We start from the raw sequence: 22,977 nt of genomic DNA, 5'->3' as shown, positions 1-22,977 counted from the left end.
GCCGGGATCGTCTGGATGGTCAGGGGGTGAGCCCCGATTCCTTGATGAGGCCGATGGTGGCCTGCAGCCCGTCGAGGTCGTTGAGGTCGACCGGCGGGGCGGTCAGCTCGGCCAGCGGTGGGACGTTGGTCGGGCCGGCGACCCCGGCGACCACCGGGTATTCGTAGGTCTGCTCGGCGAAGTACTTCTGCGCCTCGGTGCCGAGCACGTAGTCGAGGAAGGTGCGCACGTCGGCGTCGTTGACGGCGCGGTTGAGCACGCCGACGCCGGCGACGTTGACCAGGGCGCCGGTGTCACCGTTCGGGAAGAAGTGCAGCTTCGCCTTGAGCGACTCGGGCGCGACGCCCCGCTCCTTGGCGATCTCGCCGGCGTAGTAGTGGTTGATCAGACCCACCGCGATCTTGCCCGCGTCCACCTCTTCGAGAATGGGACCGTTGCCGTCGCGGATCTGCGGCTCGTTCGCCTTGAGGCCCTTGAGGAACTCGCGCGCCTTGGCCTCGCCGTGCTGCACGGTGATCGCCGTGACGAACGCCTGGAAGGAGGCGTTGGTCGGTGCGACGCCGATCTTCCCCTTCCACTTCGGGTCGGTCAGCTCGAACACCGACTTCGGCAGGTCGGCGGCCGGCGCCAGCGCCGGGTTGTAGACCAGAACGCGGGAGCGGGCCGTGACGCCGATCCACTTTCCGTCCTTGGCCCGGTAGCTCTGCGGCACCTTGTTGAGCGTCTCGCTGGGCACGGCGGCGAAGAGGTTCTTCTTGTTCACCGCGCCGAGTGCCCCGGCGTCCTGGGCGAAGAAGAGGTCCGCGGGCGACTTGGCGCCCTCCTCCAGCAACTGCGCCGCCATCTGGGCGGTGTTGCCGTAGCGCGCCTCGACCGCGATCCCGGTCTGCTGGGTGAACTTCTCCAGCAGTGGCTTGATCAGCTTTTCGCTGCGCCCGCTGTAGAGCGTGATCTTCTTGTCCGAGGCCGAGCCGTCCGCGTCGGCGGCCGGCTTCGCGTCGTCGCCGCAGGCGGCGAGACCGAGCGTCAGAGCGGCCGCGGCGGTCAGCGCCAGCGCCCCCTTGAGGCGTGAGATGGGCACAGCGAACTCCTTGTCCAGGTGTCAGGGGGTGACGGCCGGCCGGGGCTCGTGCTCCAGCGGGATGAAGTTAGCAGAGGCTAACCTCATCTGTCATCGGCGGATTCGCCCACGTACAGGGGGGGGGACACCTGCGAGCCGAGCCGCTGGGTGTGATGCGTCACGTCCGGCCGACGCCATGGTCATCAAGGGGTTAGGGTTGGCCCGCGCGAGGGGGAGTAGCTCCCAACATCGTGGTCGACATACTGGCGCTCAGCGCCCGGCCACGGGGCCTTTTCCGGTTTCCGGCGAGGCGAGCGAGACCTTCGACTCAGGCTGAACAAGCCGGGTCGAGGTCTCTGTGCCCCGATCCGGCCCGACCGGATATGGGATGTGATGGACGGTTTTCTCGCGGCTCTCGTGATCAGCTTCGGCGTGATCTTCGTGGCCGAACTCGGCGACAAATCGCAGTTGATGGCGATGACCTTCGCAACGCGCTTCAAGCCGTGGCCGGTGCTGATCGGCATCACGATCGCCACCGCGGTGGTGCACCTCGTGTCGGTCGGCATCGGCTACGGACTGGGGGCGGCCCTGCCGACCGGCTGGATCTCGCTCGCCGGTGGCCTGGCGTTCCTCGCCTTCGGCGCGTGGACGCTGCGCGGCGATACCCTCACCGATGAGGAGAAGGCGAAGGCGGAGCGGACCACCGGTTCCGCGATCTTCGCCGTATCCGTGGCGTTCTTCCTCGCCGAACTCGGCGACAAGACGATGCTCGCCACGATCACGCTCGCCACCAACCACGGCTGGTTCGGCACCTGGCTCGGCTCGACCATCGGCATGGTCGCCGCGGACGCGTTGGCGATCCTGGTCGGGCGGATGCTCGGCAAGCGCCTGCCCGAAAAGGCCATCAAGTACGGAGCCGCCGCGCTCTTCGTGATCTTCGGAGTATGGCTGCTCGTGGAGGCGATCGCCGAACTGACCGGCTGACCTCCGCGGCCGCACGGTCCAGACGCCTCAGCGCGCGGTGAGTCGTCTGGACCGGGCGAACGCGGCGGCCGACGCGGGGCGGTCGTCGCCGGGTTCGCGGCCGAGCTCGGCGAGCACGGCGTAGGTGTGCCGGTGAGCGACCCCCACCTCGCCGACCAGCCCGGCCCGCGTCGTCTCGTCCAGCGGCAGCACGTCGAGCCGCTCCCGGTAGACGCTCTCGTAGCCGTGCGGGTCGCGGATCGCGTCGAAGCGGTAGAACGCCGTGCCGTCGCCGCCGGTCAGCCCGTACGCCTTCGTGACCGCCTCGCCGATCAGCAGGCCGTGGGAGAGGTCGCCGAGGTAGCGGGTGTAGTGGTGGGCGAGAAACCAGGCCGGCGTCCGCGAGCAGACCTCGCGGAGGCGGGCCCGGTAGTCGTCGGTGGCCCGGCGCGGCGTGATCTGCCGCGCCCAGCCAGGGCCGCGCAGGAACTCCAGGTCGGCCCGGAGCGCCGGCAGCCGGTTCAACGCGTCGTCGACGAATGGCCCGGCGACGGGGTCGGTGCGCATCGCGTCGGCCGCCTCCTCCAGCACCTCGTAGATGAGGTAATGCTGGGCGAGATGGTCGGCGTAGCCGTCCCGGCCGAGTTCACCGGCGACCAGGGCGGACCCGTACCGGTCGGCGGCCGCGGCCTGGTGGTCGAGCCAGGTGAACGTGCGCAGGCGGGTGGAGAACGAGGCGGTGGCCGTACTCATGATCCTCCGGAGGTGCGGTCGGTCGGTCCGTGTGGTGCGGCATGACCGGCAGCTTTCCTACCCCGCGGCTGCCCGGTCGACCCGTACCAGCGCCGCGGACCACCCTATCGGCGCAGCCGGGCGTTGGTCCGCCGACCGCTGTACGGCTCGCGTGCGGCGGAGTTGTTGGCGCTCGCGCGGTCGGCGAGACTGTCCGCATGGACGCGGTGAACATCGATGCCATGTTGGCCCGCTTCGCCGAGCACTGGTCGCCGAAGAAGGTCGCCGAACTCAACGACTACGACGTCAAGCTGGTGAAGGTGCAGGGTGAGTTCACCTGGCACCGGCACGACGAGACCGACGAGTTCTTCCTGGTCCTCGACGGCGAGCTGACGATCCAGCTCCGCGACGGTGACGTGCTGCTGCGTCCCCGCGAGCTGTACGTGGTGCCGCGTGGCGTCGAGCACTGCCCGCGCGCCGAGGTGGAAACGACGATCCTGCTGCTGGAGCCGCGCGGTGTGGTCAACACCGGCGACACCGGCGGCCCGCTGACCGCCGTCGCGCAGACCCTCGCGTCATGACGACGCCGATCAGAGTCGCCTACCTGCACGCCGCCGCGGCGGCGGCGGTGACGCTGCTGCGCGACCCGGCGGTCGCCCGGTCGTGGGAGACGCCGAGCGCCCTGCCGGAGTTCGCGGTGAGCGGACTCGCCGGTCACCTGGCCCAGCAGATCTTCCGGGTGCCGGAGGTGCTGGCCGGTGAGGTGCCCGCGAGCGCGCCCATCGCCCTCCTGGAGCACTACGCGCGGTCGCGGTGGCTGGACGCCGGCGTCGACGACGGGGCCAACGTCGCCATCCGGCGCGGTGGCGACGACGCGGCGGCCGATGGTGCGGCGGCGCTCGCCGGTCGCGCCGACGGGGCCGTCGAGAGACTCCGTGAGCTGCTCCCGGCCGAGCCGGTCGACCGCGTCGTCCACCTGCCGTGGGGGCCGTGGTCGCTCACGCTCGACGACTTCCTCACCACCCGGCTGATGGAGCTCGCAGTGCACGCCGACGACCTGGCCGTGAGCGTCGGTGTCGAGACGCCGGCGCTGCCGCCGGAGGTGATCGAACCGGTGATCGACCTGCTGTCGCGGCTCGCGCTGCGCCGGCACGGCGCGGCGGCCGTCCTGCGCGCCCTGAGTCGCAGCGAGCGCGCCCCGCGCACGATCTCCGCGTTGTAGCCCGCTGGAATTCGACGCCAGCCTTCCAACCCGGTGCAGCTCCGCCGTCGTGTACCCCGGTGACGGTCTGTTTCCGAGCCCGGGGTGATCGTGGACGATGATGACGGATTGCGGGACTTCGTACGGGCACGCCCGGCGGGGTTGTCGCGCGTGGCGACCTGCTGACCGGTGACCACCACGCGGCCGGGGATCTGGTCGAGCGGCATCGCCGACAATGAACCGATGACCTCTCCTGTAGCCGCTCGCCGGATCGTCGATCTGAGTCATCCGATCACCGATGGCCTCGTGACCTATCCGGGACTGGACGCTCCGAAGATCACCACGTTCACCAGCCGCGACGAGTCCGCCGCCCGACTGGGCACGGGCGTGTCGTTCCACATCGGTCGCATCGACATGGTCGCCAACACCGGCACATACCTCGACACGCCGCACCACTACCACGTCGGGGGCTACGACACGGCAGGACTCCCGCTTGAGCGCGTGGTGGACGTAACCGCGGTCGTCATCGACGCGACGCGGATCGCGGCAGTCGGGCCCGATCTGCTGGCCGATGCCGGCGAGCTGGCCGGGCACGCGGTGCTGTTCCACACGGGGTGGTCGCGGCACTGGGGCACGGACGCGTATTTCAGCGGTCACCCCTACCTCACGCGCGCCCTGGTGGCGGTGCTGATCGAGGCGGGCCCGGCGATCGTGGGCATCGACTCGCTCAACATCGACGACGCCACGGATCCCACCCGTCCGGCCCATCACGGCCTGCTCGGCGCGGGAATCCCGATCGTCGAGCACCTGACCAACCTGGCCGAGCTGCCGCCGCACGGCGCCCGCTTCACCGCTGTCCCCGCGCCGATCGCCGGCATGGCCACGCTGCCGGTCCGTGCGGTCGCCGTCACCGGGCAGCGTTCTCCCGTCCTACCCGGCACAGAGTCACCCGGACGAGGGTGACCAGTCCGAAGCCGCCCGTACCGGCCCGTTGGAAGGCGGCGATCTCGGCTGGATCGCACTCCTCGGTCGGGAATGCCCACCGGCCGGCATCGCCGCGGCCTGGGTGCTGCTCGGTGCGGAGATGATCGCGCCGCAACTGCTGGGCGGCGCGGTGGTGCTGGCGGGCGCCGTACTCCCGGTGACCGCGGGTCGTCCGCGCACGGCGCCGGTCCCGGTGGAGGTCGCGGCGCCGGCCGCGCGGGAGCAGCCCGTTCCCTGACCGGTACGGGGCACGGCGCACATCGACCGCGTGTCGGCATGAATGACGCGTCCGTCGTCGGGGTAAGAGCGGCGCCATGGAACACTTCACGATCGCGACCGTCGCCGAGCAAAGCTCCGATTTCCGCCGGGTTCTCTGGACCGGCGAGCACACCCAGTTGGTGATCATGACGATCCCGGTGGGTGGGGAGATCGGCGAGGAGGTCCACGAGGACATCGACCAGATTCTCACCTTCGTCAGCGGTACCGGCGAGGCGGTCGTCTCTGGACAGAAGCGCAAGGTCGCCCAGGGCGACCTCGTCGTCGTCCCGGCCGGCCGCAAGCACAACTTCGTCAACACCGGCCCCAACCCGCTGGTCCTCTACACCGTCTACGGCCCGCCGGAGCACGCCGACCAGGCCGTACACGCGACGAAGGAGGAAGCGGACCAGGCCGAGGAGTCGGGTCAGGACGAGCCACCGACGTCCTGAGCGGGTCGCGAGATGGAGCCGGCGGGGTGAACCCGCCGGCTCTCCTCTTGTCCTCGGAAAGCCCAGCCGGTAAGCAGATCACGGAGACGCATGCCGATCCGGGGAGGCCCGATGAGGTTCCGCCGCACGATCACGCTGACCGCGCTCGCCGCCCTGGCGTCCGTCACCGCGCCGCCCCTGCCGGCACAGGCACATCCGCGCGAACCCGCCACATCGCCGACCGCCGTGGGTTTCGGCGGGGCCGTGACGACCGTCGACCCGACGGCCACCGCGGTCGGGCTTGGGGTGCTGCGCCGCGGCGGCAACGCCGTCGACGCCGCGGTCGCGGCCGCCGCCACGCTCGGCGTGACCGAACCCTTCTCGGCCGGCATCGGCGGCGGGGGCTTCTTCGTCTACTACGACGCCCGGACCCGGACGGTGAAGACGCTCGACGGACGCGAGGCGGCGCCGGCGTCGATGCGCGCGGACTCGTTCGTCAACCCCGCCACCGGCGCGGCGTACGCCTTCGCGGAGGCCCGCGTCAGTGGTCTCTCGGCCGGCGTGCCCGGCACGCTGCTCACCTGGGACGAGGCGCTGCGGCGCTGGGGCAGCCGTCCACTGTCGATGCTGCTCGGGCCGGCCGTCGACGTCGCCGACCGGGGATTCGTGGTCGACGAGACGTTCCGGTCGCAGGTCAGCGAGAACGCGGCGGCCTTCGGGCAGTTCGGCTCGACCAGCGCCCTCTACCTGCCCGGCGGTCGGCCGCCGGCGGTCGGTTCGGTGCTGCGCAACCGCGACCTGGCCGACACCTACCAGCTCATCGCCCGCCGCGGCGTCGACGCGTTCTACCGGGGCCCGGTGGCCCGCGACATCGTCGCGACCGTGCAGCGGCCTCCGGTGGCCGCGACGCCGGTCGGCGCGTGGCCGCACCCGATCCGGCCCGGCGGGATGACCCTCGCGGATCTGGCGGGCTACCGCGTCGGGGATCCGGCACCGACCCGGTCGAGCTACCGGGGCCTGGAGATCTACGGCATGTCCACCCCCTCGAGCGGGGGCGTCGCCGTCGGTGAGGCGCTGAACATCCTGGAAGGTTTCGACCTGTCGCGGATGACCCCGACCCAGGCGCTGCACCACTATCTCGAGGCGAGCGCGCTCGCCTTCGCCGACCGCAACCGCTACGTCGCCGACGGCACCGCCCCGTCCGTCCTGCGCGAACTGCTCAGCGACCGGTTCGCGGCGGAACGGGCCTGCCGGATCGATCCGACGGTCGCGCTCCCGAAGCCGGTCGCCCCCGGCGTGCCCGACGGGTCGTACGGCGGGTGCGCCGCGGCGAGCGCGGGTTCGGTGGAGCAGCCGGAGCACGGGACCACGAACCTGACCGTCGCGGACCGGTGGGGCAACGTGGTGGAGTACACGCTCACCATCGAGCAGACCGGTGGGAACGCGATGGTCGTCCCCGGCCGCGGCTTCCTGCTCAACAACGAGCTGACCGACTTCAACTTCACCCCCACCCAGGGCGACGCGGTCGACCCGAACCTCCCCGCGCCGGGCAAGCGCCCACGCAGCTCGATGTCCCCGACGATCGTGCTGTCGCACGGCCGGCCGCTGCTCGCGGTCGGCACCCCCGGCGGCGCCACCATCATCACCACCGTGCTGCAGATCCTGGTCAACCGGATCGACCTCGGCATGACGCTGCCCGAAGCGCTCGCCGCGCCGCGGGCGTCGCAGCGCAACTCCGCCACTCCCCAGGCGGAGCCGGCTTTGCTGGCCGGCCCTGCCGCCCCCGGCCTCGACGCGTTGAAACACCGGTTCGTCAGCACGGCCGAGATCGGCTCCGCCACCGGTCTGGAGTTCCTGCCCGGTGGGCGGGTGCTCGCCGCCGCCGAGCCGGTCCGCCGTGGTGGCGGCGCCGCGGCGGTGGTTGACGCCGGTCGATGAGGGCAGCCAAGATCTGCGTACGTCCACTCTGGAGGTGCACCGTGGTGCTGCCCGCTCGCGTTGCGCGCGTACTCGCCGGGGCGATGGTCATGTCCGCGGCCCTGGCGGCGGGGCCCGCGATCGCCGCACCGCCGACGCCCGCTCCGGGCGGCGCGTCGCGAGAGCCGGGCAACGGACCCGACCGCAACGGGGTCGCGGCGACGGATCCGTCGCCGCGGACCCTGGCGCGGGCCGAGAACGTGCCGGGTACGCCGGGGCGGCCGCCGCTCACCGGAGCCGCACCCAGGCCCGGCCGCCCCGGGGCGCAGGAAGGCTACCCGCGTCAGACGTCGCTGCGGATCTTCCCGGCGATCCCCGACGACAAGGCGATCAAGCTGGGCCTGATGCCTTACCACGGGATCGCGCCCGCGCTCAACGCGCTGCAGGCGCGCAGTGACCGGGTCTCCGTCGAGGTCGTGGGGGAGTCCACGCTCGGGCGGGACCTCTACCTCGTGACCGTGACCGCCCCGGAGCGGCCGGCGGAGACGAAGTGGCAGGACCGGTGGCGCGGGCTCATCGAGGACGACCCGAAGGCCGCCGCGCGGGACCGGGCGCTGCTCGCCGGCTACAAGACGCCGATCTGGCTCAACGCCAACATCCACGGTGACGAGTGGGAAGGCACGGACGGCGCGCTGCGCCTGATCGAACAGCTCGCCACGGCGACCGACGCACCGACCGCCCGGCTGCTGGCCCGGACCCGCGTCTATTTCACCGTGACGAACAACCCGGACGGGCGGGTCGCCGGCACCCGCGCCAACGGCGCCGGCTTCGACGTCAACCGCGACCACATCACCTCCAGTCAGCCGGAGTCGCGGGCGGTGCGGGACGTCGTCATCGCCACCCAGCCGGTGCTCATGCTGGACGAGCACGGCTACACGGGCACGACGCTGATCGAGCCGTGCACGCCGCCGCACGGCCAGAACTACGACTACGACCTCTACATCAAGCACGCCTACCCCAACGCGCTCGGCATGGAGAAGGCGATCCAGGCGCTCGGCCACCCGGAGACCAGCCGCGCGGACATCCCGTTCCGCGACTACACCGACGGTTGGGACGACTGGCCCCCGATCTTCACTCCGATGTACGCGATCTACCAGGGCGCCGTCGGCCACACCGTCGAGATCCCGATGCAGGTCAACCGCGCCGCGTACACCACGCTGCCGGTCCAGGAGCTGCGCCGCCGATCGGGGATCAACACGGAGGTCGCCGAAGCCACGATGCGGGCCGCGATCACCTACGCCGACAGCAACCGGGTCGCTCTGCTCGCCGACCAGATTGAGCTCTTCCGCCGGGGGTGGGCCGGCGAGCCGCAGCGGACGATCCCGGACGGGTTCGTGCCGGGCTTCGGCCCCGAGGACCGCTACCGCACCGAATACCCCCGGGCGTACGTCATCCCCGCCGGCGCCGCCCAGCGGTCGGCGACCGCGGCCGCCCGGCTCGTGGACCACCTCGTCGCGCACGACGTGCGGGTCAGCCAGGCGAAGCTCCCGTTCTTCCTGAACGGGCGCTGGTACGCCGCCGGCTCGTACGTGGTGGACATGCGCCAGCCCAAGCGGGGTCTGGCCAACGTCATCCTGGAGACCGGCAGCGACATCTCGGCGAAGGTGCCGACGATGTACGACATCTCCGGGTGGAGTCACCGCCTGCTCTGGGGCGCCTCGGTCGACATCAGCCGGCAGACCGCCCCGCGGGTGCCCACCCGGCCGGTGGCCGTGGCCGCCCCGACCGGCGCGGTCCTCGCCCTGCCCGGGCAGGACCTCGCTCTCACGCTGACCGACGGCAAGGACGTACAGGCCGTCAACGCCCTGCTCGACCAGGGTGTCCGCCTGCACCGGCAGGGCGACGGCGCGGTGGTCGTGCCGGCGTCGGCCCGGCGCGCGGCGCTGGGCCTCGCCGACCGGTTGGGGGTGCGGTTCATCGCGGCTCCGCGCGGCCCCCGTGGCCCGGTGCTCATCCGGCCGGTGCTCGCCGCCGCCGTGAGCGCCGACGAGCTGTCGGTGCTGCGCGAGCTCGGTTTCGAGGTGCTACCGGTCTCCACGGCCGCGCTCAACGCCGGCTTCGACCTGTCCCGCGTCGACACGCTGCTGGTCTCGGCGGGCCTCTCCTACGCCGGGCTCACCCCGCCGGCCCGCGCCGAGTTGGACCGGTTCCTCGGGCGGGGCGGCGTGATCACCCGTGGGGCCACCGGCGTCCGGTTCAACATCGAGGCCGGTCTGCTGCCGGTCCGCGCGGTGAACGGGACGCTGGACGCCAACGGCGTGGTCTCGGTGGTCAATGGCGCCGGCGCGGTCGGCGCGAACGCGCTACCGCACTCGTTCGTCTACGCGCCGATCTGGTTCACCGGCCTCGGCACCGGCGTCACCGTGGAGCAGCGCTACGCGCCCACCGCTCCGCTGGTCGCCGGCCATTGGCGGGCGGACGACAGCGGCAGCGGTGGCCCGGAGCAGGCGGCCGGCCAGGCGGCGGTGGTCTCCGGCGTCGCCGGGCGTGGCACCCGGACCGTGCTCTTCGGCACCGAGCCGCTGTTCCGGGCCCACCCGAAGGGGCTCTACGCGCAGGTCGGCCGGGCGATCTTCTGGTCGTCCGGCCCGCGGGTGTGATCAAACAGACGGCGCGACCGGGAGGGAGCGCGGCGGGCCCGCGGTTGCATCGGAGGTGAAGAACCCGGCGCGCGAGGTGGACGTTGTCGTGATCGGGGCCGGCCAGGCCGGTCTCTCCGCGGCGTACTTCCTGCGTCGCTCGGGCCTCCGGCACATCGTGCTCGACGACGCGCCCGCACCGGGCGGCGCCTGGCAACATCGCTGGCCCACCCTGCGGCTCGGCACCGTGCACGGCATCCATGACCTGCCCGGCCTCGCGTTCGGCACGCCCGACGAGACGAGCCCCGCCGCCGAGGTGGTGCCCGGCTATTTCGCCGCGTACGAGCGCCATTTCGACCTGCCGGTGCGGCGTCCCGTGCGGGTGACCGCCGTACAGGACCATCCGGACGGTGACGGGCGGCTGCTGGTCCGGAGCGACGCCGGTGACTGGGGCGCCCGCGCGCTGATCAACGCCACCGGGACCTGGCGCCGCCCGTTCTGGCCCTCCTATCCGGGGCAGGAGAGCTTCCGTGGCCGTCAGCTGCACACGGCCGACTACCGGGGACCGGACGAATTCGCGGGTCAGCGCGTGGTGATCGTCGGTGGCGGCACGTCGGCCGTGCAGTTGCTCGCCGAGATCTCCCAGGTCGCGCAGACCACGTGGGTGACCCGCCGCCCGCCGGTCTTCCACGAACACGAGTTCACGCCGGAGCACGGCCGGGCCGCCGTCGCCCGGGTGGACGAAGCGGTGCGCGCCGGACGGCCGCCGGAGAGCGTGGTGAGTGTGACGGGGCTGACCCTCACCCCGCCGGTACGGCACGCACGCGCCCGGGGCGTCCTGAACCGCCTGCCCATCTTCGACCGGATCACCCCCGACGGCGTCGCCTGGCGCGACGGGCACCTCGTGCCGGCGGACGTCATCCTCTGGTGCACCGGCTTCCGGGCCGCCCTCGACCATCTCGCCCCGTTGAGGCTGCGCGCACCCGGTGGCGGCATCACCATGGACGGCACCCGCGTCGTCGCCGATCCCCGGATCCAGCTGGTCGGCTACGGGCCCTCCGCCAGCACGGTCGGCGCCAACCGAGCCGGTCGTGCCGCCGTCCGCGCACTGCGCCAGCTGCTCGCCCCGCCCGAGCCGACCCGGCCCGTGCCGACGCCGTAGCGGCGGCTGTTCACATGGGACGGCTTTGGCTTTGACGGCGCGGACGGTTCAGCTCCGTATGCGCGCGCTGCGCCGGCACCGCGCAACGAACGCGGCTACCGCCGCGCGGGTTCCGCGACGAGCGCGTCGGTGACGGTGCGCAGTCTCGCCCGGAACTCGGGGTCGTAGGCCTGGTCGTTCGCCCTGGACTCCTGCTCGCCGTCGAAATACCGGCCGGTGACCCCGGTCAGCTCCGGATCGACCACCAGCCGTGCCGTGGCCCGCAGTCCCTGCTCCAACGAGTCGAGCCGTTCCATTCCCGACTGACGCACCATCGTGGTGGGCATCAGCGTCGCGGGGTGCAGGCTGTTGACGGTGATCCCCGTCGCGGCGAGCTCGTCGGCGAGATCGAACGAGTGCGCGACCAACGCCAGCTTGGCCCGGCGGTAGGCGACGGTCCCGTCGTACCCGTGTTCCATCATCACGTCGTCGAGGTCGACCCGACGCTGTCCGACGGAGGCGACGTTGACGATCCGCGCCGCCGGTGCGCGACGCAGCAGGGGCAGCAGCAGGCGGGTCAGCAGCACCGGGGCCAGATAGTTGACCGCGAACCGCAGCTCGTGACCATCGGGGGAGAGCTGTCTCGGCTCGCCCGGCGCGCCGAACCCCACCCCGGCGTTGTTGACCAGCACATCGAGCCGGTCGAACCCCGCCGTGACCTGAGCCGCGAGCTGCCGTACCTCGGCGAGCGACGAGAGATCGGCCTGTACGGGGTGGCCGCCGGTCGCGGCGGCGGCCTGCGCCAGGCGAACCGGGTCGCGGCCATGCACGATCAGCTCGTGGCCGGCCGCGGCGAGCTCCTCGGCCAGCGCCCGTCCGAGCCCGTCGGATGCCCCCGTGATCAGAATTCGTGCCACCGCGCCAGCCTTCCACGCCCGGCCGCTCGGCGTCGCGTCGGGCCCTCAGCCCTCGCGCGGGTGTTCGAGCAGGGACGGGTCGCGGCGGACCAGCTCCGCCAGCCGCGCCTCGGGGCTGCCGGGCGCGGCCTCCGCCCGCAACGGCCATTCGGGAGGTGCGGCGGGCGGGAGCGCGGGCTGCCGGTCGATCGGGTCCGCGGCCGCGTGGGCCGGGAACGCCGTGTCGATGGGGGACACGGTGTCGGCCGGGCCCGCATCGGAGGTCGGGAAGGTCGCGTCGGCCGGGAACGGCTCGGAGTCCAGCGGTCGGGACGGTACCGGGTACGCGGAGAGCCGATCCGCCCGGCGGGGTCGCGGTGGCAGCGGGGAGCCCGTCATCGCGAACCCGTCCAACGGCTGCGGATCCAGCGGTTCCGCTTCGTGCGGGGATGGATCGCCCGGGGATGCATCGAGCGGGTGGGGGTCCAGCGGGGAAGACCGGAGCAGCGGCGAATCGAGCGGCGACGCGGCCAGCGGCGATGGGTCGAGTGGGGGCGCGCTCGTCGGGGACGGCGTCGACTCAAGGTCCGTGGTCGTCACCCGCACCGTGCCCGCCTCGCGCGAGACGCGGATCTCCGTGCTGGCGCCAACCCCGTCGAGCCGTACGACGGCGCTCAGGCCGGGGTGGCGCTCGATCACCTGTCGGAGCGCCTCGGCGACCTCGTCCACGGCGGGACGCGGCTCGTCATGGTGCCCGTTGCTGTTGCGTTTCTGCAGCTGGTCGCGGCGGGCCAGGCGGGCCAACGCATCGTCAAGGTCACGCATCGTCCTGTTTCCTCCCCCCACGCATCCGCTAAAGGATGACTCATGCCCTCCCGTCCGGTCCAGACCGGGTCATGGCGATCTTTGCGTCACCCGACGGTCACGCCGCGACCGCGTCGACGGCCCGGTCGAAGTGCCGGTGCCGGGCCAGCGCATCGGCGAATGCGGTGACGAACCCGGCGCTCACCGCGCCGCGCGCGGACTGCACGACAAGCCCGAGTTCCTCGCCCAGCCCGTTGTCGTCCAGCGCCGGCATGGGCAGCTGAGTCTGCGTGAGCAGCGTCGTCGCCTCCCCCAGCACTCCGACCGGTTTAGCATGCTTGTAGGCCTCCGCCACGAAATGCACCGTATACCCGTCAGCGACCAGCGCTATGGCGGCGTCGTTTCCGCCGGGCACCACAACCGCGTCGTAGAGCACCGAGCCCACGGTGGTGATCGCGCGGGTCACCGGGAGGGACGACCCGTCAGCGGCGGTGACCACCCCGTCGACCGGTCCCAGAAGCTCGACGATCGCGCCACGCTCGGTCAGCGCGGTCCGCAGGGTCGTGACGCTCTCCGCGTCGGTGCCGTCCGCCACGAGCAGCGCCACCTTGCGACTGAGGATCGTGTCCCGCGCCGCGTACGCCTGGCTGAGCGCGCGCGAGCTGCGCCCGTGGTTGTCGCCCTGCCGCGCCGGGGGGCGTACGCCGATCCCCGCCGCGACCATCACCGCAAGTTCGTGATCGATCCGGCCCAGGTGCTGCGCCATCAACTCGCGGATGTGCCGTTGCGACACCCGGCCGAGTTCGAAGCGGAACGCGGCGACGATGTGCTCCTTCTCCCACAGCGACATGCTGTTCCAGAAGAGGGTCGGCTGGCTGTAGTGGTCGGCGAAGGTCTGGCTGCGGCGCCGTTCCTTCGGGCCGTCGACCCGTTCGGGGAAGTGCGTGAACCCGCCACCCTGCCGCCCGGCGACCACCGGTCGGCCGTCCCCGAGGGAGTTGGGGTGGTAGTTGGCCCGCCCCTGCCGGATGGTCTGCTGGTGGAAGCCGTCCTGCTGGTGGTTGGTGACCGGCGCGACCGGCTGGTTGATCGGGATCTGTGCGAAGTTCGGCCCGCCGAGGCGGGTGAGCTGGGTGTCCAGGTATGAGAAGAGGCGGGCCTGCAGCAGCGGGTCGTCGGTGAAGTCGATGCCGGGCACCACGTTGCCGATGCAGAACGCGACCTGTTCGGTCTCGGCGAAGAAGTTGTCGGGGTTGCGGTTGAGGACCATCCGCCCGACGGGCGTCACCGGCACCAGCTCCTCCGGGATGATCTTGGTGGCGTCGAGCAGGTCGATGTCGTCGAGGTCGAACTCCCGATCCTCCGGGATGAGCTGCAACCCCAGTTCGTACTCCGGAAACTGGCCGGCCTCGATCGCCTCCCACAGGTCGCGGCGGTTGAAGTCCGGATCCTTGCCGGAGATCTTCTGGGCCTCGTCCCAGACCAGTGAGTGCGTGCCCAGCTTCGGCGTCCAGTGGAACTTGACGAACGTCGCCCGTCCCTCCCCGTTGACCAGCCGGAACGTGTGCACACCGAAACCCTGCATCGTGCGGTAGCTGCGCGGGATCGCCCGGTCCGACATCAGCCACATGACGTGGTGCAGCGTCTCGGGCTGCAGCGACACGAAATCCCAGAACGTGTCGTGCGCCGAGGCCGCGGTCGGGATCTCGTTGTGCGGCTCGGGCTTGAGCGCGTGCACCAGATCGGGGAACTTGATGCCGTCCTGGATGAAGAAGACCGGCATGTTGTTGCCGACGAGATCGAAGTTGCCCTGGCCGGTGTAGAACTTGGTGGCGAACCCGCGCACGTCACGCGGGGTGTCGGTGGAGCCGCGCGAGCCCTGCACCGTGGAGAAACGGACGAAGACCGGGGTACGCAGCGACGGGTCGTAGAGGAACTCGGCGGTGGTCTCCTCGGCCAGCGATCCGTCGTACACCTGGAAGTAGCCGTGGGCGCCCGCGCCGCGCGCGTGCACGACCCGCTCCGGGATCCGTTCGTGGTCGAACCGCATCACCTTCTCGCGGAGGTGGAAGTCCTCCAGCAGGCTGGGCCCGCGCGTGCCGGCCCGCAGCGAATTGTCGGTGTCCTCCACCCGGATGCCCTGGTCGGTCGTCAGGTAGCCGTCGCGGGGATCGGTCCGGTAGGCGTCCAGTTGTGCATTCTTGGCGGTCGGCTGCTGGTCGCTGCTCATCGCGATGCCCTCCATGGCGGGACGACTGGCGGATCTGCGGGAGTACCGCGAAGTCGGGGGTTCACTCCTCGGCGGTCGGAGAGATTCTGTCGATCACGGCCGTCCGGCCAGCCACTTCGCGCCGCGCGGGTAAGTTGCGACCGCCGCGTCAGGCCATACACTCCATCCCGTTCAGCTCCTGCGAGATCCCCATCGGAGGATCGCTACATGCGCCTGACCAGCAGCGCACCACGGATTGCGCTCGCCGCCGCACTCGTATCCGGGCTCGGGTTGACCGCGACCGCGCCCGCCGCCGCGGCGCCCGCGCAGACCGCCGCGCCGTCCGCCGCGGCCGGCGTCGACCTGCAGATCCTGACCATCAACGACTTCCACGGCCGGCTGCAGTCGCCGACCACCGTGGGCGGCCAGGCCGTCGGCGGCGCCGCCCAGCTCGTCGGCCTGATCGACCAGCTCCGGGCGGCCAACCCCAACACCGCGTTCGTCTCGGCGGGCGACAACATCGGCGCCTCGACCTTCATCTCCGCGATCGACGGCGACAACCCGACGATCGACGCGCTCAACGCCGGCGGCCTCGCGGCGTCGGCGGTGGGCAACCACGAGTTCGACAAGGGCCTCTCCGACCTGCTGGGGCGGGTCACCGACCGGGCGACCTTCCCGCTGCTCGGCGCCAACGTCTACCGCGACGGGACACGCGCCCTCCCCGCGTACTCGGTGCAGGAGCTGGGTGGGATCCGGGTCGGCTACGTCGGCGTGGTGACCCGGGAGACCGCCTCCCTGGTCAGCCCCTCCGGCATCGCCGGCGTGCAGTTCCGCGACCCGGTGGCGGAGGCCAATAGCGTGGCCGCGCAGCTTCGCGACGGCAACGCCGCCAACGGCGAGGCCGACGTCGTCGTGCTGCTCGCGCACGAGGGCGCGGCGCAGACCAGCGTCGGCTCGGCCGACCAGCTCGCCGCCGACCCGGTCTTCGGCCCGTTCACCCGGGTCAGCGCCGACATCGACGCGGTGATCGGCGGGCACACCCACCAGCCGTACGCCTTCCAGATGGCGGTGCCCGGCACGGACCGCACCCGGCCGGTGCTGCAGGCCCACGAGTACGGCAAGAAGCTCGGCCGGATCACGTTGAGCGTCGACCCGGCGACCCGTACGGTGACCGCGTCCAGCGCCGACCTCGTCGATGTCACCGGCGCGCCGCAGAACGCCGCGGTCGCCGACATCGTCAGCAAGGCGGCCGCCACCGCGAACGAGCTGGGCAAGCAGCCGCTCGGGTCGATCACCGCCGACATCAAGCGTGGCTACACCAACGGCACCGAGAACCGGGGCATCGAGTCCCCGCTCGGCAACCTCATCGCCGACGTGCAGCTCGCCGGCACCCAGGACGCCGGCCGGGGTGGCGCGCAGATCGCCTTCATGAACCCCGGTGGCCTCCGCGCGGACCTGCTGTACGGGACGAACGGGGTGGTGACCTACTCGCAGGCGTTCGCGGTGCAGCCGTTCGCGAACGACGTGGTCACGCAGACGCTGACCGGTGCTCAGATCAAGCAGGTCCTGGAGGAGCAGTGGCAGCCGGATGCCGCCTCCCGTCCGGTGCTCTGGCTCGGCGTCTCCAAGGGGTTCACCTACTCCTACGACGCCACGCAGCCGCGCGGCCAGCGCGTCATCGCCCGGTCGATCAAGCTCAACGGGGTGCGGGTGAGTCCGGCCACGCAGTACCGGGTCACCCAGAACTCGTTCCTCGCCTCCGGCGGGGACAACTTCAGCACGCTCGGCCGGGGCACCAACCGGGTGACGACCGGTGACAACGACCTGACCATGCTGACCGCGTACCTGGCGAAGAACTCGCCGGTCATCGCCGACCCGGCGCCGCGCGCCACGGTCGGCCGGGTGATCCCGCTGCCCGCGTGCACCCGGACCATCACCGGGCGCCACCTCGGCGCGCTGACGGTCGGCTCCGGCGCGACCTGCGTGGCCGACGCGACCGTGCAGGGGCCGGTGACGGTCTGGGGGAGCGGCTCGCTGATCGTGACCGGTGGCAAGATCTCCGGGCCGGTCACCGCGCTGGGCGCGGCGACCGTCAGCCTGACCGACGTGACCGTCGCCGGGCCGGTCAGCCTCGCCGCCGGCACCGCCGGCGTCTGGATCGACGAGGTGAGCGTGACCGGTCCGGTGACGCTCCTCTCCAACAAGGGCACGGAGGCGCCGGTCGTCGCCGGCAGCACCTTCCGCGGCCCGATCTTCTGCGCCGGCAACGTCCCGGCACCGGTCAACGACGGGCGGGCCAACACCGTCCGTGGACCGGCGACGGGGCAGTGCGCCCAACTCTGAGGTAGGAACCGCGCGGGCGGGGACGGGCGAAGCCCCTCCCCGCCCGCGCCGTCTCTCCCCGTCAACGGGCATCTCCCCGTCAGCGCGCGTCGATGCTCAGCCAGCGACGGGTGCGTCTGCCCGGCTCGTACGGGGAATCCAACCGCTTCGCGATCACGCCGGCCAGGTCCTGTTCGCGACTGGCGCTCAGCGCGTAGGAGCCGCCGCCGGGAAAATAGGGCGGGGTCTGCCAGTGCGCCCCGGCGAGACCGAGCCCGTCAAGCAGCTCACGCCGCTGCGCATAGGGCAGATCCGTGGTGGGCGTCCCCTCCAGCCAGAGCAGATCGAAGACCAGGTACTGCTCGGTCGCCTTCTTCTTCTGCCGCAACGTCACGACGACCCCGTCGAGCACCGCTTCCGTCGGCGCCAGCTCCTCGGCGAGCGCGCGAAGCTGCGGATAGCTCCCGGTGATCTCCTCGTCGTCGCCGGAGAGCAGCCGCAGCCGCCCGCCCGACACGAACGCCACCGCGCGTACGCCGTTCCAGCGCATCTCGTACGCCCAGGCGTCGTCCTGCGCCGGCAGCTTCACCGCGCGGCTGGCCTCCATCGGGCGGACCACCTCGGGCATCCCGCTCCAGCCCGCCGGCGGCGGATCCATCCGTCGGATCATCCAGTCCTTGCCCCGCGTCTGGAAGAGCACGTAGCGACCGGAGACGCGCTTACCGCGCAGTACCACCATCACCTCGTCGTCGCGCCACTTCTCGCACGTGTAGGTGCCACGATCGAAGATGGTCATCCGGCCGCCGCCGTACTCGCCGGCCGGGATCTCGCCGTGGAAGTCCAGGTATTCGAGGGGATGGTCCTCGGTATGCACCGCCAGGTGGTTGCGGGCGGCATCCCGGGGCAGGCCGCGCGGCACCGCCCAGGAGGCGAGGACGCCGTCGCGCTCCAGGCGCAGGTCCCAGTGCAGGCTGCGGGCATGGTGCTGCTGGATCACGAAGCGTTCCCCGCGTCGCTTCCGCGGGGTGCGCTCGGGCACCGGTTCCGGGGTACGGGCGGCGTCACGCTTGCGCCGGTATTCGTCCAGCCGGTCACCCATACGTCGCATTGTCCGGTAGTCGACCTGTCCCCGCATCCGGCATGAGGTGGCTGATCCGGGGTAGGAAGGCCCGCATGACCGCAGTGACTGAACAGCCCTCCGTCGTGCTGCCCCGCGACGTGCCGATGCCGATCCTCGGCTTCGGCACCTGGCAGGCGACCGGCAACGAGGGCTACGAATCCACGCTCTACGCGCTCCGCGCCGGCTACCGGCACGTCGACACCGCGACCATGTACGGCAACGAGGCCGGCGTAGGGCGGGCACTGCGCGACAGCGGGCTGCGCCGCGGGGACGTCTTCATCACCACGAAGCTCCCGCCGGAGCGGACCGGCCGGGAACGCGAGACGATCGAGGCGAGCCTGACGGCGCTCGGCACCGACCACGTCGACCTGTGGCTGATCCACTGGCCCCTCCGTGGCAGCGACGGCCTGGACACCTGGCGTCAGTTCGTGGCGATCCGCGACGAGGGGTTGGCGCGCGCGGTCGGGGTCAGCAACTACAGCATCGGGCAGCTCGACGCGCTGATCGAGGAGACGGGGGAGACGCCCGCGCTCAACCAGATCGAGTGGGCGCCGTCGCTGCACGATCCGCGGACGCTCGCCGCGCACCGGGAGCGCGGGATCGTGCTCGAGGGCTACAGCCCGTTCAAGAACACCGACCTGAACGACCCGGTGCTGGTCCGGATCGCCGACGCCCACGGGGTGACCGCGGCGCAGGTGGTGATCCGCTGGCACATCGAGCACGGCATCGTGGTGATCCCGAAGTCGGTGACGCCGGAGCGGATCGACCTCAACCGCGACGTCTTCGGCTTCACCCTGACCGAGGCAGAGGTCCGCGAAATCGACGCGCTGGTCCGCTAAGGTCGGTCCGCCGCGGGAGAGGAATCGCGCCGGACAACGCTCGGCCATTCATCGTGGCGGTGGAAAGCGCGTGCAGTCGATACCGGCGCGCGGCCGCGATTGCGTCGCCGGGCATGGTGCGATCGCACTCGCGGAGCAAGCCGCGCCCCGCTTTCCGGATATGAAGCGGCAATTCGAAGATGCTCATGGTTAACGGTTTTGCCGCGTTATACAAGACCCCCCGTCGCGCTTTCACGCCAGCTGCGCGCCGTAACGTCGCTGCTGCACCCGGTAAGCGGCCGGGGTGTGTGCGCATTGCGAACGCTGCGGTAGCTGGGATGCGTCGCCGCAACACATCGTGATGGGTTCGGAGCGGTGCGCTTTCGCCAATGAAGACGGGCAATATGCGATGTCGCTACGTCGCGGTCGGTGTACGCGGTGTGCACCCTTGGCCGATCACGAAAAATTCATATTCGCGGCGGGGCCTTACCCCGGTGTTTTTTTCGTGAGTTGCCGCTACGGTATCGGGTCCTGGGGTGTCGGAGGGGATGGCGATGAACGTGAACGACTACGGCGGTGGACTGACCATGCCGTCTTGGATGCAGGTCGACGAGCCGGAGCCGGAGCCGGATCTCGCGACTCTCGTGCTCTATGTCGACGGCGCCGGGCACGTGTCACACATCGCCCCGCTGCTGCAGTTGTGGCACGACGAGGCCTGCCGACTGCTCCTGCCGTTCGCGCAGCCGGCGGGCGCCCCCGAGCCGACGACCTCCTTCACGGCCTTCGACGAGCGCGCGGTGGGAAGGGGGCGGCGACGCCGGCCGCCGCGCTGGGCGGACGGGCTGACCGAAGAGCTGGGCCAGCTCTCCGCGCACTGGTACGACGTCGCGCCCGGCGCGGCCGAACTCGACCTGCACGTCACCCGGTTCGGCGGCGGACGGCACCTCAAGCTCCAGGCGTCCGTGGGGTTCGCGCAGCGGTCGCACCTGGTGCCGCGCGTCGTCTCCGCCCTGATCGAGCTCGCCCGGCGGATGGCGGAGGTCGCCGACCTGGCGTACGGCGAGATGCTGCGCAGCGCGGGGAACCCCGCGCCGGCGACGCTCCTGGATGCGGCGCTGCGTCGCGACCCGGACGAGTCGGCCGACGCCAGCCGGTGTTTCGTGCGCGGGTACGAGTGGGTGACGGTGTGTCCGAAGGAGCTGACGTGCCGGCTGGGCGGGGCGGACGCGTTGCGCGCCTCGGGCGCCTTCGCGGAGGTGCTGCCGTTGTCGCGCGGAGCCGTGCTGCTGCGCGCCACGGAACGCCCGGAGGACTACCGCGGCGAGCGGGTGGCGGCGGTGTTCCGGGCGCTGGCGCCGGTGCTCCCGGCCGGACAGCCCCGCCAGCTGCCGGAGCACGACTTCAGCCGCGTCGTCTTCGCCGACGCCCACCAGGTCGACACCCCGACCCTGACGGGTTCCGTCCCTGACCAGACCGTGCGCGCGGTCGCCTCGGTCCCCGTCGATCAAGGACTCGTCCACACACTGTGATCCCCCCCGCGCGGTTGGTCCGGTGAGGGGGGCTTTCGTGCATGACGGTCCCGCCGCGATCAGCGGGGAACACGTGCTCCTGCCGCCAGTGCCGGAACGGTCCCACCGTCTGCTCATCGACGAACCGGCGCGGTCGGTCGTACCGGGTTATCTCTGCGGCCATCCGCCAGCGCAGGCCGGGGTGGCGGGGCCTCCCAGGTCACGGTGTCCCCGGCGCCGAGCCGGCCGGTGGTGACGCCCGCGGAGGGTGATCCGTGACATGACCGCGACGCTACGCCCCGTCGATCAAGGACTTGTTGGTCGATCAAGGGCTTATTCACATATTTTGATCTCCGATCGTGTGAATAAGCCCTTGATCGACGCGACGCTGTGGTCGACGCGACGCTGTGGTCGACGCGACGCTGTGGTCGACGCGGCGCAGCGGTCGGTGAGGTGGTTACGCGGTGGTGCAGGCGGTGCCGTTCAGCGAGAACGCGGTGGGGGAGGAGTAGGTGCCGGAGTAGGTGGCCTGGTAGCCGAACGAGGTGTTCGCGCCCGGCGCCAGGCTGCCGTTGTGGGCGGCGTTCCGGGCCGTCACCGCCGACCCGCTCTGGGTCACCGTCGCGTTCCACGAACTGGTGATCGACTGGCCGGCCGGCAGGCTGTAGGTCAGCGTCCAGCCGGTGACCGCGCTCGACCCGGTGTTGGTGATCGTGACGTTCGCGGTGAAGCCGTTGTTCCAGGTGTTCGGCGTGTACGCGACCCGGCAGGCGCCGCTGCCCCCGCCCCCGCCGCCGGCCGAGGTGGTCACCGTCCGGGTGGGCGAGGCGGCCGACACGTTGCCGGCGGCGTCGCGGGCGCGGACAAAGAATCCGTACGACGTGGACGCGGAGAGCCCGGTCGCGGTGTACGAGGTGCCGGTCACGTTCCCGACCTGGGTTGCCGCGCCGCCGCCCTGCTGCCGGTAGACGTCGTAGCCGGTCACGCCGACGTTGTCGGTGGACGCCGGCCAGTTCAGCGCGACGCTGTTGGCGGTGACGTTGCTCGCCGAGGGCTGACCGGGTGTGCTCGGCGGCTGATTGTCACCGCCGCCTCCGCCACCGCCCCCGTTCACCGTGGCCGAGAAGGAGTTGACCGCGAGGCCGACGCCGCCGTTCCACGGTTCGAAGCCGGCCTGGACGCTGGTGAGGTACCACGAGTTGGTGATCGCGCCGCGGCTGCGGACGTCGTTGATGAAGTCCAGCACGCTGAAGTTCCAGCTGCTGATCGGGGAGGGCGCGACGTACGAGATGACGTTGTTGCCGCCGTTGTTGCCGCTCCACACCTCCCAGGTGCGACCGCCGACCGTGGCGCTGCCGGTGCGGGAGCCGATCGGTTGGATCGAGCCCTGGCGGTTGAACCAGATCATGATCTCCATCTGGTTGACCCCGGTGGTCTTCGGCGTCGGGTCGAGCCAGATGTCGTACGAGGCGTTGTAGGTGCCGCCCGCGTACGTGTAGCTGATGCTGCTGGTCGCGCTGCTGATCTGGCTCACCTGGATCGGCAGGTTGGTGCCGGGGGAGCAGTTGCCGTAGTGGCAGCCGAAGTAGACCGACGGGTACGACAGCGGCGCGCCGTTCGTGGCGGCGCTGCCCTGCTGACTCGTGATCGAGAACCCGGTGCCGGTGACGTTGATGCACTGCTCGGCGCTGCTGCCCCAGCGGTTGTTCTGGACGACGTAGCGGCTCTGGATGGTGGTGGCGCCGTACTGCTCGCAGATCAGGGTGTCGGCCCGGGCGGGGCCGCCGCCGGCGGCGACGGTGGCGAGTGTGCCGGCGATGAGCAGGCACGAAGCCGCTAGGGCGCGGGTGAGGCGACGCATGGATGCTCCTTGGCTGTGGGGGACCCGAGGGGACGGTTGGTCGAACGGGCGCGCTCCCATTGAAGCTAGGACACATTGACATCCATGAAAAGGGTTGGCAATGGCCGCGCGCCCGC

At 71.4% G+C, this 22,977-nt stretch carries 19 protein-coding genes; 12 read left to right on the top strand and 7 right to left on the bottom strand.

All coding sequences use genetic code 11. The features are described 5' to 3' along the window. Positions 1-19: 19 nt before the first annotated feature. Positions 20-1,081 carry an iron ABC transporter substrate-binding protein gene (locus tag AB0J06_RS00430; protein WP_357422966.1) on the bottom strand — a complete coding sequence of 354 codons (1,062 nt, stop codon included), beginning with the start codon at positions 1,079-1,081 and terminating at the stop codon, positions 20-22. A gap of 372 nt (positions 1,082-1,453) precedes the next feature. Between AB0J06_RS00430 and AB0J06_RS00425 the strand changes: the two genes are divergently transcribed. Next, on the top strand, positions 1,454-2,044 hold the full coding sequence (locus tag AB0J06_RS00425) for a TMEM165/GDT1 family protein (RefSeq protein WP_357422964.1): 591 nt from the start codon (positions 1,454-1,456) through the stop codon (positions 2,042-2,044). A 27-nt stretch (positions 2,045-2,071) separates the two neighbouring features. Here AB0J06_RS00425 and AB0J06_RS00420 read toward each other — a convergent pair whose 3' ends face one another. Further along, positions 2,072-2,776, bottom strand: coding sequence for a biliverdin-producing heme oxygenase (locus AB0J06_RS00420; protein WP_357422962.1), 705 nt, complete (start codon positions 2,774-2,776; stop codon positions 2,072-2,074). Positions 2,777-2,973: 197 nt separating this feature from the next. Here AB0J06_RS00420 and AB0J06_RS00415 point away from each other — a divergent pair, with 197 nt between their 5' ends. From AB0J06_RS00415 to AB0J06_RS00380, 8 genes are all read left to right on the top strand, one after another. Beyond that, a complete protein-coding gene (locus AB0J06_RS00415; RefSeq protein WP_357422960.1) occupies positions 2,974-3,336 on the top strand; it encodes a cupin domain-containing protein in 363 nt (120 codons plus the stop codon). Further along, entirely contained in the window at positions 3,333-3,977 is a 645-nt protein-coding gene (locus AB0J06_RS00410; protein ID WP_357422958.1) for a maleylpyruvate isomerase N-terminal domain-containing protein, read from the top strand. Before AB0J06_RS00415 ends, AB0J06_RS00410 begins: the two co-directional genes overlap by 4 nt. Positions 3,978-4,199: 222 nt before the next feature. Continuing rightward, on the top strand, positions 4,200-4,919 hold the full coding sequence (locus AB0J06_RS00405; protein ID WP_357422956.1) for a cyclase family protein: 720 nt from the start codon (positions 4,200-4,202) through the stop codon (positions 4,917-4,919). Next, a complete protein-coding gene (locus AB0J06_RS00400; protein ID WP_357422954.1) occupies positions 4,852-5,178 on the top strand; it encodes a hypothetical protein in 327 nt (108 codons plus the stop codon). Before AB0J06_RS00405 ends, AB0J06_RS00400 begins: the two co-directional genes overlap by 68 nt. 76 nt (positions 5,179-5,254) lie before the next feature. Then, positions 5,255-5,647: a cupin domain-containing protein gene (locus tag AB0J06_RS00395; protein WP_357422952.1), complete on the top strand. Its 393-nt coding sequence runs from the start codon at positions 5,255-5,257 to the stop codon at positions 5,645-5,647. A 111-nt stretch (positions 5,648-5,758) separates the two neighbouring features. Continuing rightward, positions 5,759-7,564 (top strand): gamma-glutamyltransferase, encoded by a 1,806-nt coding sequence (gene ggt, locus AB0J06_RS00390; protein WP_357422950.1) that lies wholly within the window; start codon positions 5,759-5,761, stop codon positions 7,562-7,564. Positions 7,565-7,605: 41 nt separating this feature from the next. Continuing rightward, entirely contained in the window at positions 7,606-10,203 is a 2,598-nt protein-coding gene (locus tag AB0J06_RS00385) for a M14 family zinc carboxypeptidase (protein ID WP_357422948.1), read from the top strand. Positions 10,204-10,258: 55 nt separating this feature from the next. Then, positions 10,259-11,344 carry an FAD-dependent oxidoreductase gene (locus AB0J06_RS00380; protein WP_357422946.1) on the top strand — a complete coding sequence of 362 codons (1,086 nt, stop codon included), beginning with the start codon at positions 10,259-10,261 and terminating at the stop codon, positions 11,342-11,344. Between the two features lie 95 nt (positions 11,345-11,439). Here the strand turns inward: AB0J06_RS00380 and AB0J06_RS00375 are convergent, their stop codons facing one another. The 3 genes from AB0J06_RS00375 to AB0J06_RS00365 form a co-directional block, all read right to left on the bottom strand. Then, positions 11,440-12,240, bottom strand: a complete 801-nt coding sequence (locus tag AB0J06_RS00375) for an SDR family NAD(P)-dependent oxidoreductase (RefSeq protein WP_357422944.1) — start codon at positions 12,238-12,240, stop codon at positions 11,440-11,442. 45 nt (positions 12,241-12,285) lie between these two features. Continuing rightward, on the bottom strand, positions 12,286-13,044 hold the full coding sequence (locus AB0J06_RS00370; RefSeq protein WP_357422942.1) for a hypothetical protein: 759 nt from the start codon (positions 13,042-13,044) through the stop codon (positions 12,286-12,288). Positions 13,045-13,141: 97 nt separating this feature from the next. Next, complete coding sequence (locus tag AB0J06_RS00365) at positions 13,142-15,253, bottom strand: catalase (RefSeq protein ID WP_357422940.1); 2,112 nt, start codon at positions 15,251-15,253, stop codon at positions 13,142-13,144. 207 nt (positions 15,254-15,460) lie between these two features. Here AB0J06_RS00365 and AB0J06_RS00360 point away from each other — a divergent pair, with 207 nt between their 5' ends. Continuing rightward, positions 15,461-17,575: a bifunctional UDP-sugar hydrolase/5'-nucleotidase gene (locus tag AB0J06_RS00360; RefSeq protein WP_357422938.1), complete on the top strand. Its 2,115-nt coding sequence runs from the start codon at positions 15,461-15,463 to the stop codon at positions 17,573-17,575. Between the two features lie 79 nt (positions 17,576-17,654). Here the strand turns inward: AB0J06_RS00360 and AB0J06_RS00355 are convergent, their stop codons facing one another. Then, entirely contained in the window at positions 17,655-18,653 is a 999-nt protein-coding gene (locus AB0J06_RS00355; RefSeq protein ID WP_357422936.1) for a DNA polymerase ligase N-terminal domain-containing protein, read from the bottom strand. A 74-nt stretch (positions 18,654-18,727) separates the two neighbouring features. On the opposite strand from AB0J06_RS00355, the gene AB0J06_RS00350 reads away from it, so the two are divergent. Together AB0J06_RS00350 and AB0J06_RS00345 are read left to right on the top strand one after the other, a co-directional pair. Continuing rightward, positions 18,728-19,513 (top strand): aldo/keto reductase, encoded by a 786-nt coding sequence (locus AB0J06_RS00350; RefSeq protein ID WP_357422934.1) that lies wholly within the window; start codon positions 18,728-18,730, stop codon positions 19,511-19,513. A 533-nt stretch (positions 19,514-20,046) separates the two neighbouring features. Further along, positions 20,047-21,021, top strand: coding sequence for a hypothetical protein (locus AB0J06_RS00345; RefSeq protein WP_357422932.1), 975 nt, complete (start codon positions 20,047-20,049; stop codon positions 21,019-21,021). A gap of 436 nt (positions 21,022-21,457) precedes the next feature. Here the strand turns inward: AB0J06_RS00345 and AB0J06_RS00340 are convergent, their stop codons facing one another. Further along, on the bottom strand, positions 21,458-22,861 hold the full coding sequence (locus tag AB0J06_RS00340) for a cellulose binding domain-containing protein (protein ID WP_357422930.1): 1,404 nt from the start codon (positions 22,859-22,861) through the stop codon (positions 21,458-21,460). Positions 22,862-22,977 lie beyond the last annotated feature (116 nt).

The organism is Micromonospora sp. NPDC049679, from assembly GCF_040659735.1.
In the GTDB taxonomy this organism is placed as follows: domain Bacteria; phylum Actinomycetota; class Actinomycetes; order Mycobacteriales; family Micromonosporaceae; genus Micromonospora_I.
Note: the sequence above shows the minus strand (reverse complement) of the source record. Positions and strands in the feature narration are given on the sequence as shown.

What these genes read in the sequence shown, in the direction of transcription:
- AB0J06_RS00425 (WP_357422964.1), top strand. Translation starts at nt 1,454, where the DNA reads ATGGACGGTTTTCTCGCGGCTCTCGTGATCAGCTTCGGCGTGATCTTC.
- AB0J06_RS00420 (WP_357422962.1), bottom strand. Translation starts at nt 2,776, where the DNA reads ATGAGTACGGCCACCGCCTCGTTCTCCACCCGCCTGCGCACGTTCACC.
- AB0J06_RS00415 (WP_357422960.1), top strand. Translation starts at nt 2,974, where the DNA reads ATGGACGCGGTGAACATCGATGCCATGTTGGCCCGCTTCGCCGAGCAC.
- AB0J06_RS00410 (WP_357422958.1), top strand. Translation starts at nt 3,333, where the DNA reads ATGACGACGCCGATCAGAGTCGCCTACCTGCACGCCGCCGCGGCGGCG.
- AB0J06_RS00405 (WP_357422956.1), top strand. Translation starts at nt 4,200, where the DNA reads ATGACCTCTCCTGTAGCCGCTCGCCGGATCGTCGATCTGAGTCATCCG.
- AB0J06_RS00395 (WP_357422952.1), top strand. Translation starts at nt 5,255, where the DNA reads ATGGAACACTTCACGATCGCGACCGTCGCCGAGCAAAGCTCCGATTTC.
- ggt (WP_357422950.1), top strand. Translation starts at nt 5,759, where the DNA reads ATGAGGTTCCGCCGCACGATCACGCTGACCGCGCTCGCCGCCCTGGCG.
- AB0J06_RS00370 (WP_357422942.1), bottom strand. Translation starts at nt 13,044, where the DNA reads ATGCGTGACCTTGACGATGCGTTGGCCCGCCTGGCCCGCCGCGACCAG.
- AB0J06_RS00365 (WP_357422940.1), bottom strand. Translation starts at nt 15,253, where the DNA reads ATGAGCAGCGACCAGCAGCCGACCGCCAAGAATGCACAACTGGACGCC.
- AB0J06_RS00360 (WP_357422938.1), top strand. Translation starts at nt 15,461, where the DNA reads ATGCGCCTGACCAGCAGCGCACCACGGATTGCGCTCGCCGCCGCACTC.
- AB0J06_RS00355 (WP_357422936.1), bottom strand. Translation starts at nt 18,653, where the DNA reads ATGGGTGACCGGCTGGACGAATACCGGCGCAAGCGTGACGCCGCCCGT.
- AB0J06_RS00350 (WP_357422934.1), top strand. Translation starts at nt 18,728, where the DNA reads ATGACCGCAGTGACTGAACAGCCCTCCGTCGTGCTGCCCCGCGACGTG.
- AB0J06_RS00345 (WP_357422932.1), top strand. Translation starts at nt 20,047, where the DNA reads ATGAACGTGAACGACTACGGCGGTGGACTGACCATGCCGTCTTGGATG.
- AB0J06_RS00340 (WP_357422930.1), bottom strand. Translation starts at nt 22,861, where the DNA reads ATGCGTCGCCTCACCCGCGCCCTAGCGGCTTCGTGCCTGCTCATCGCC.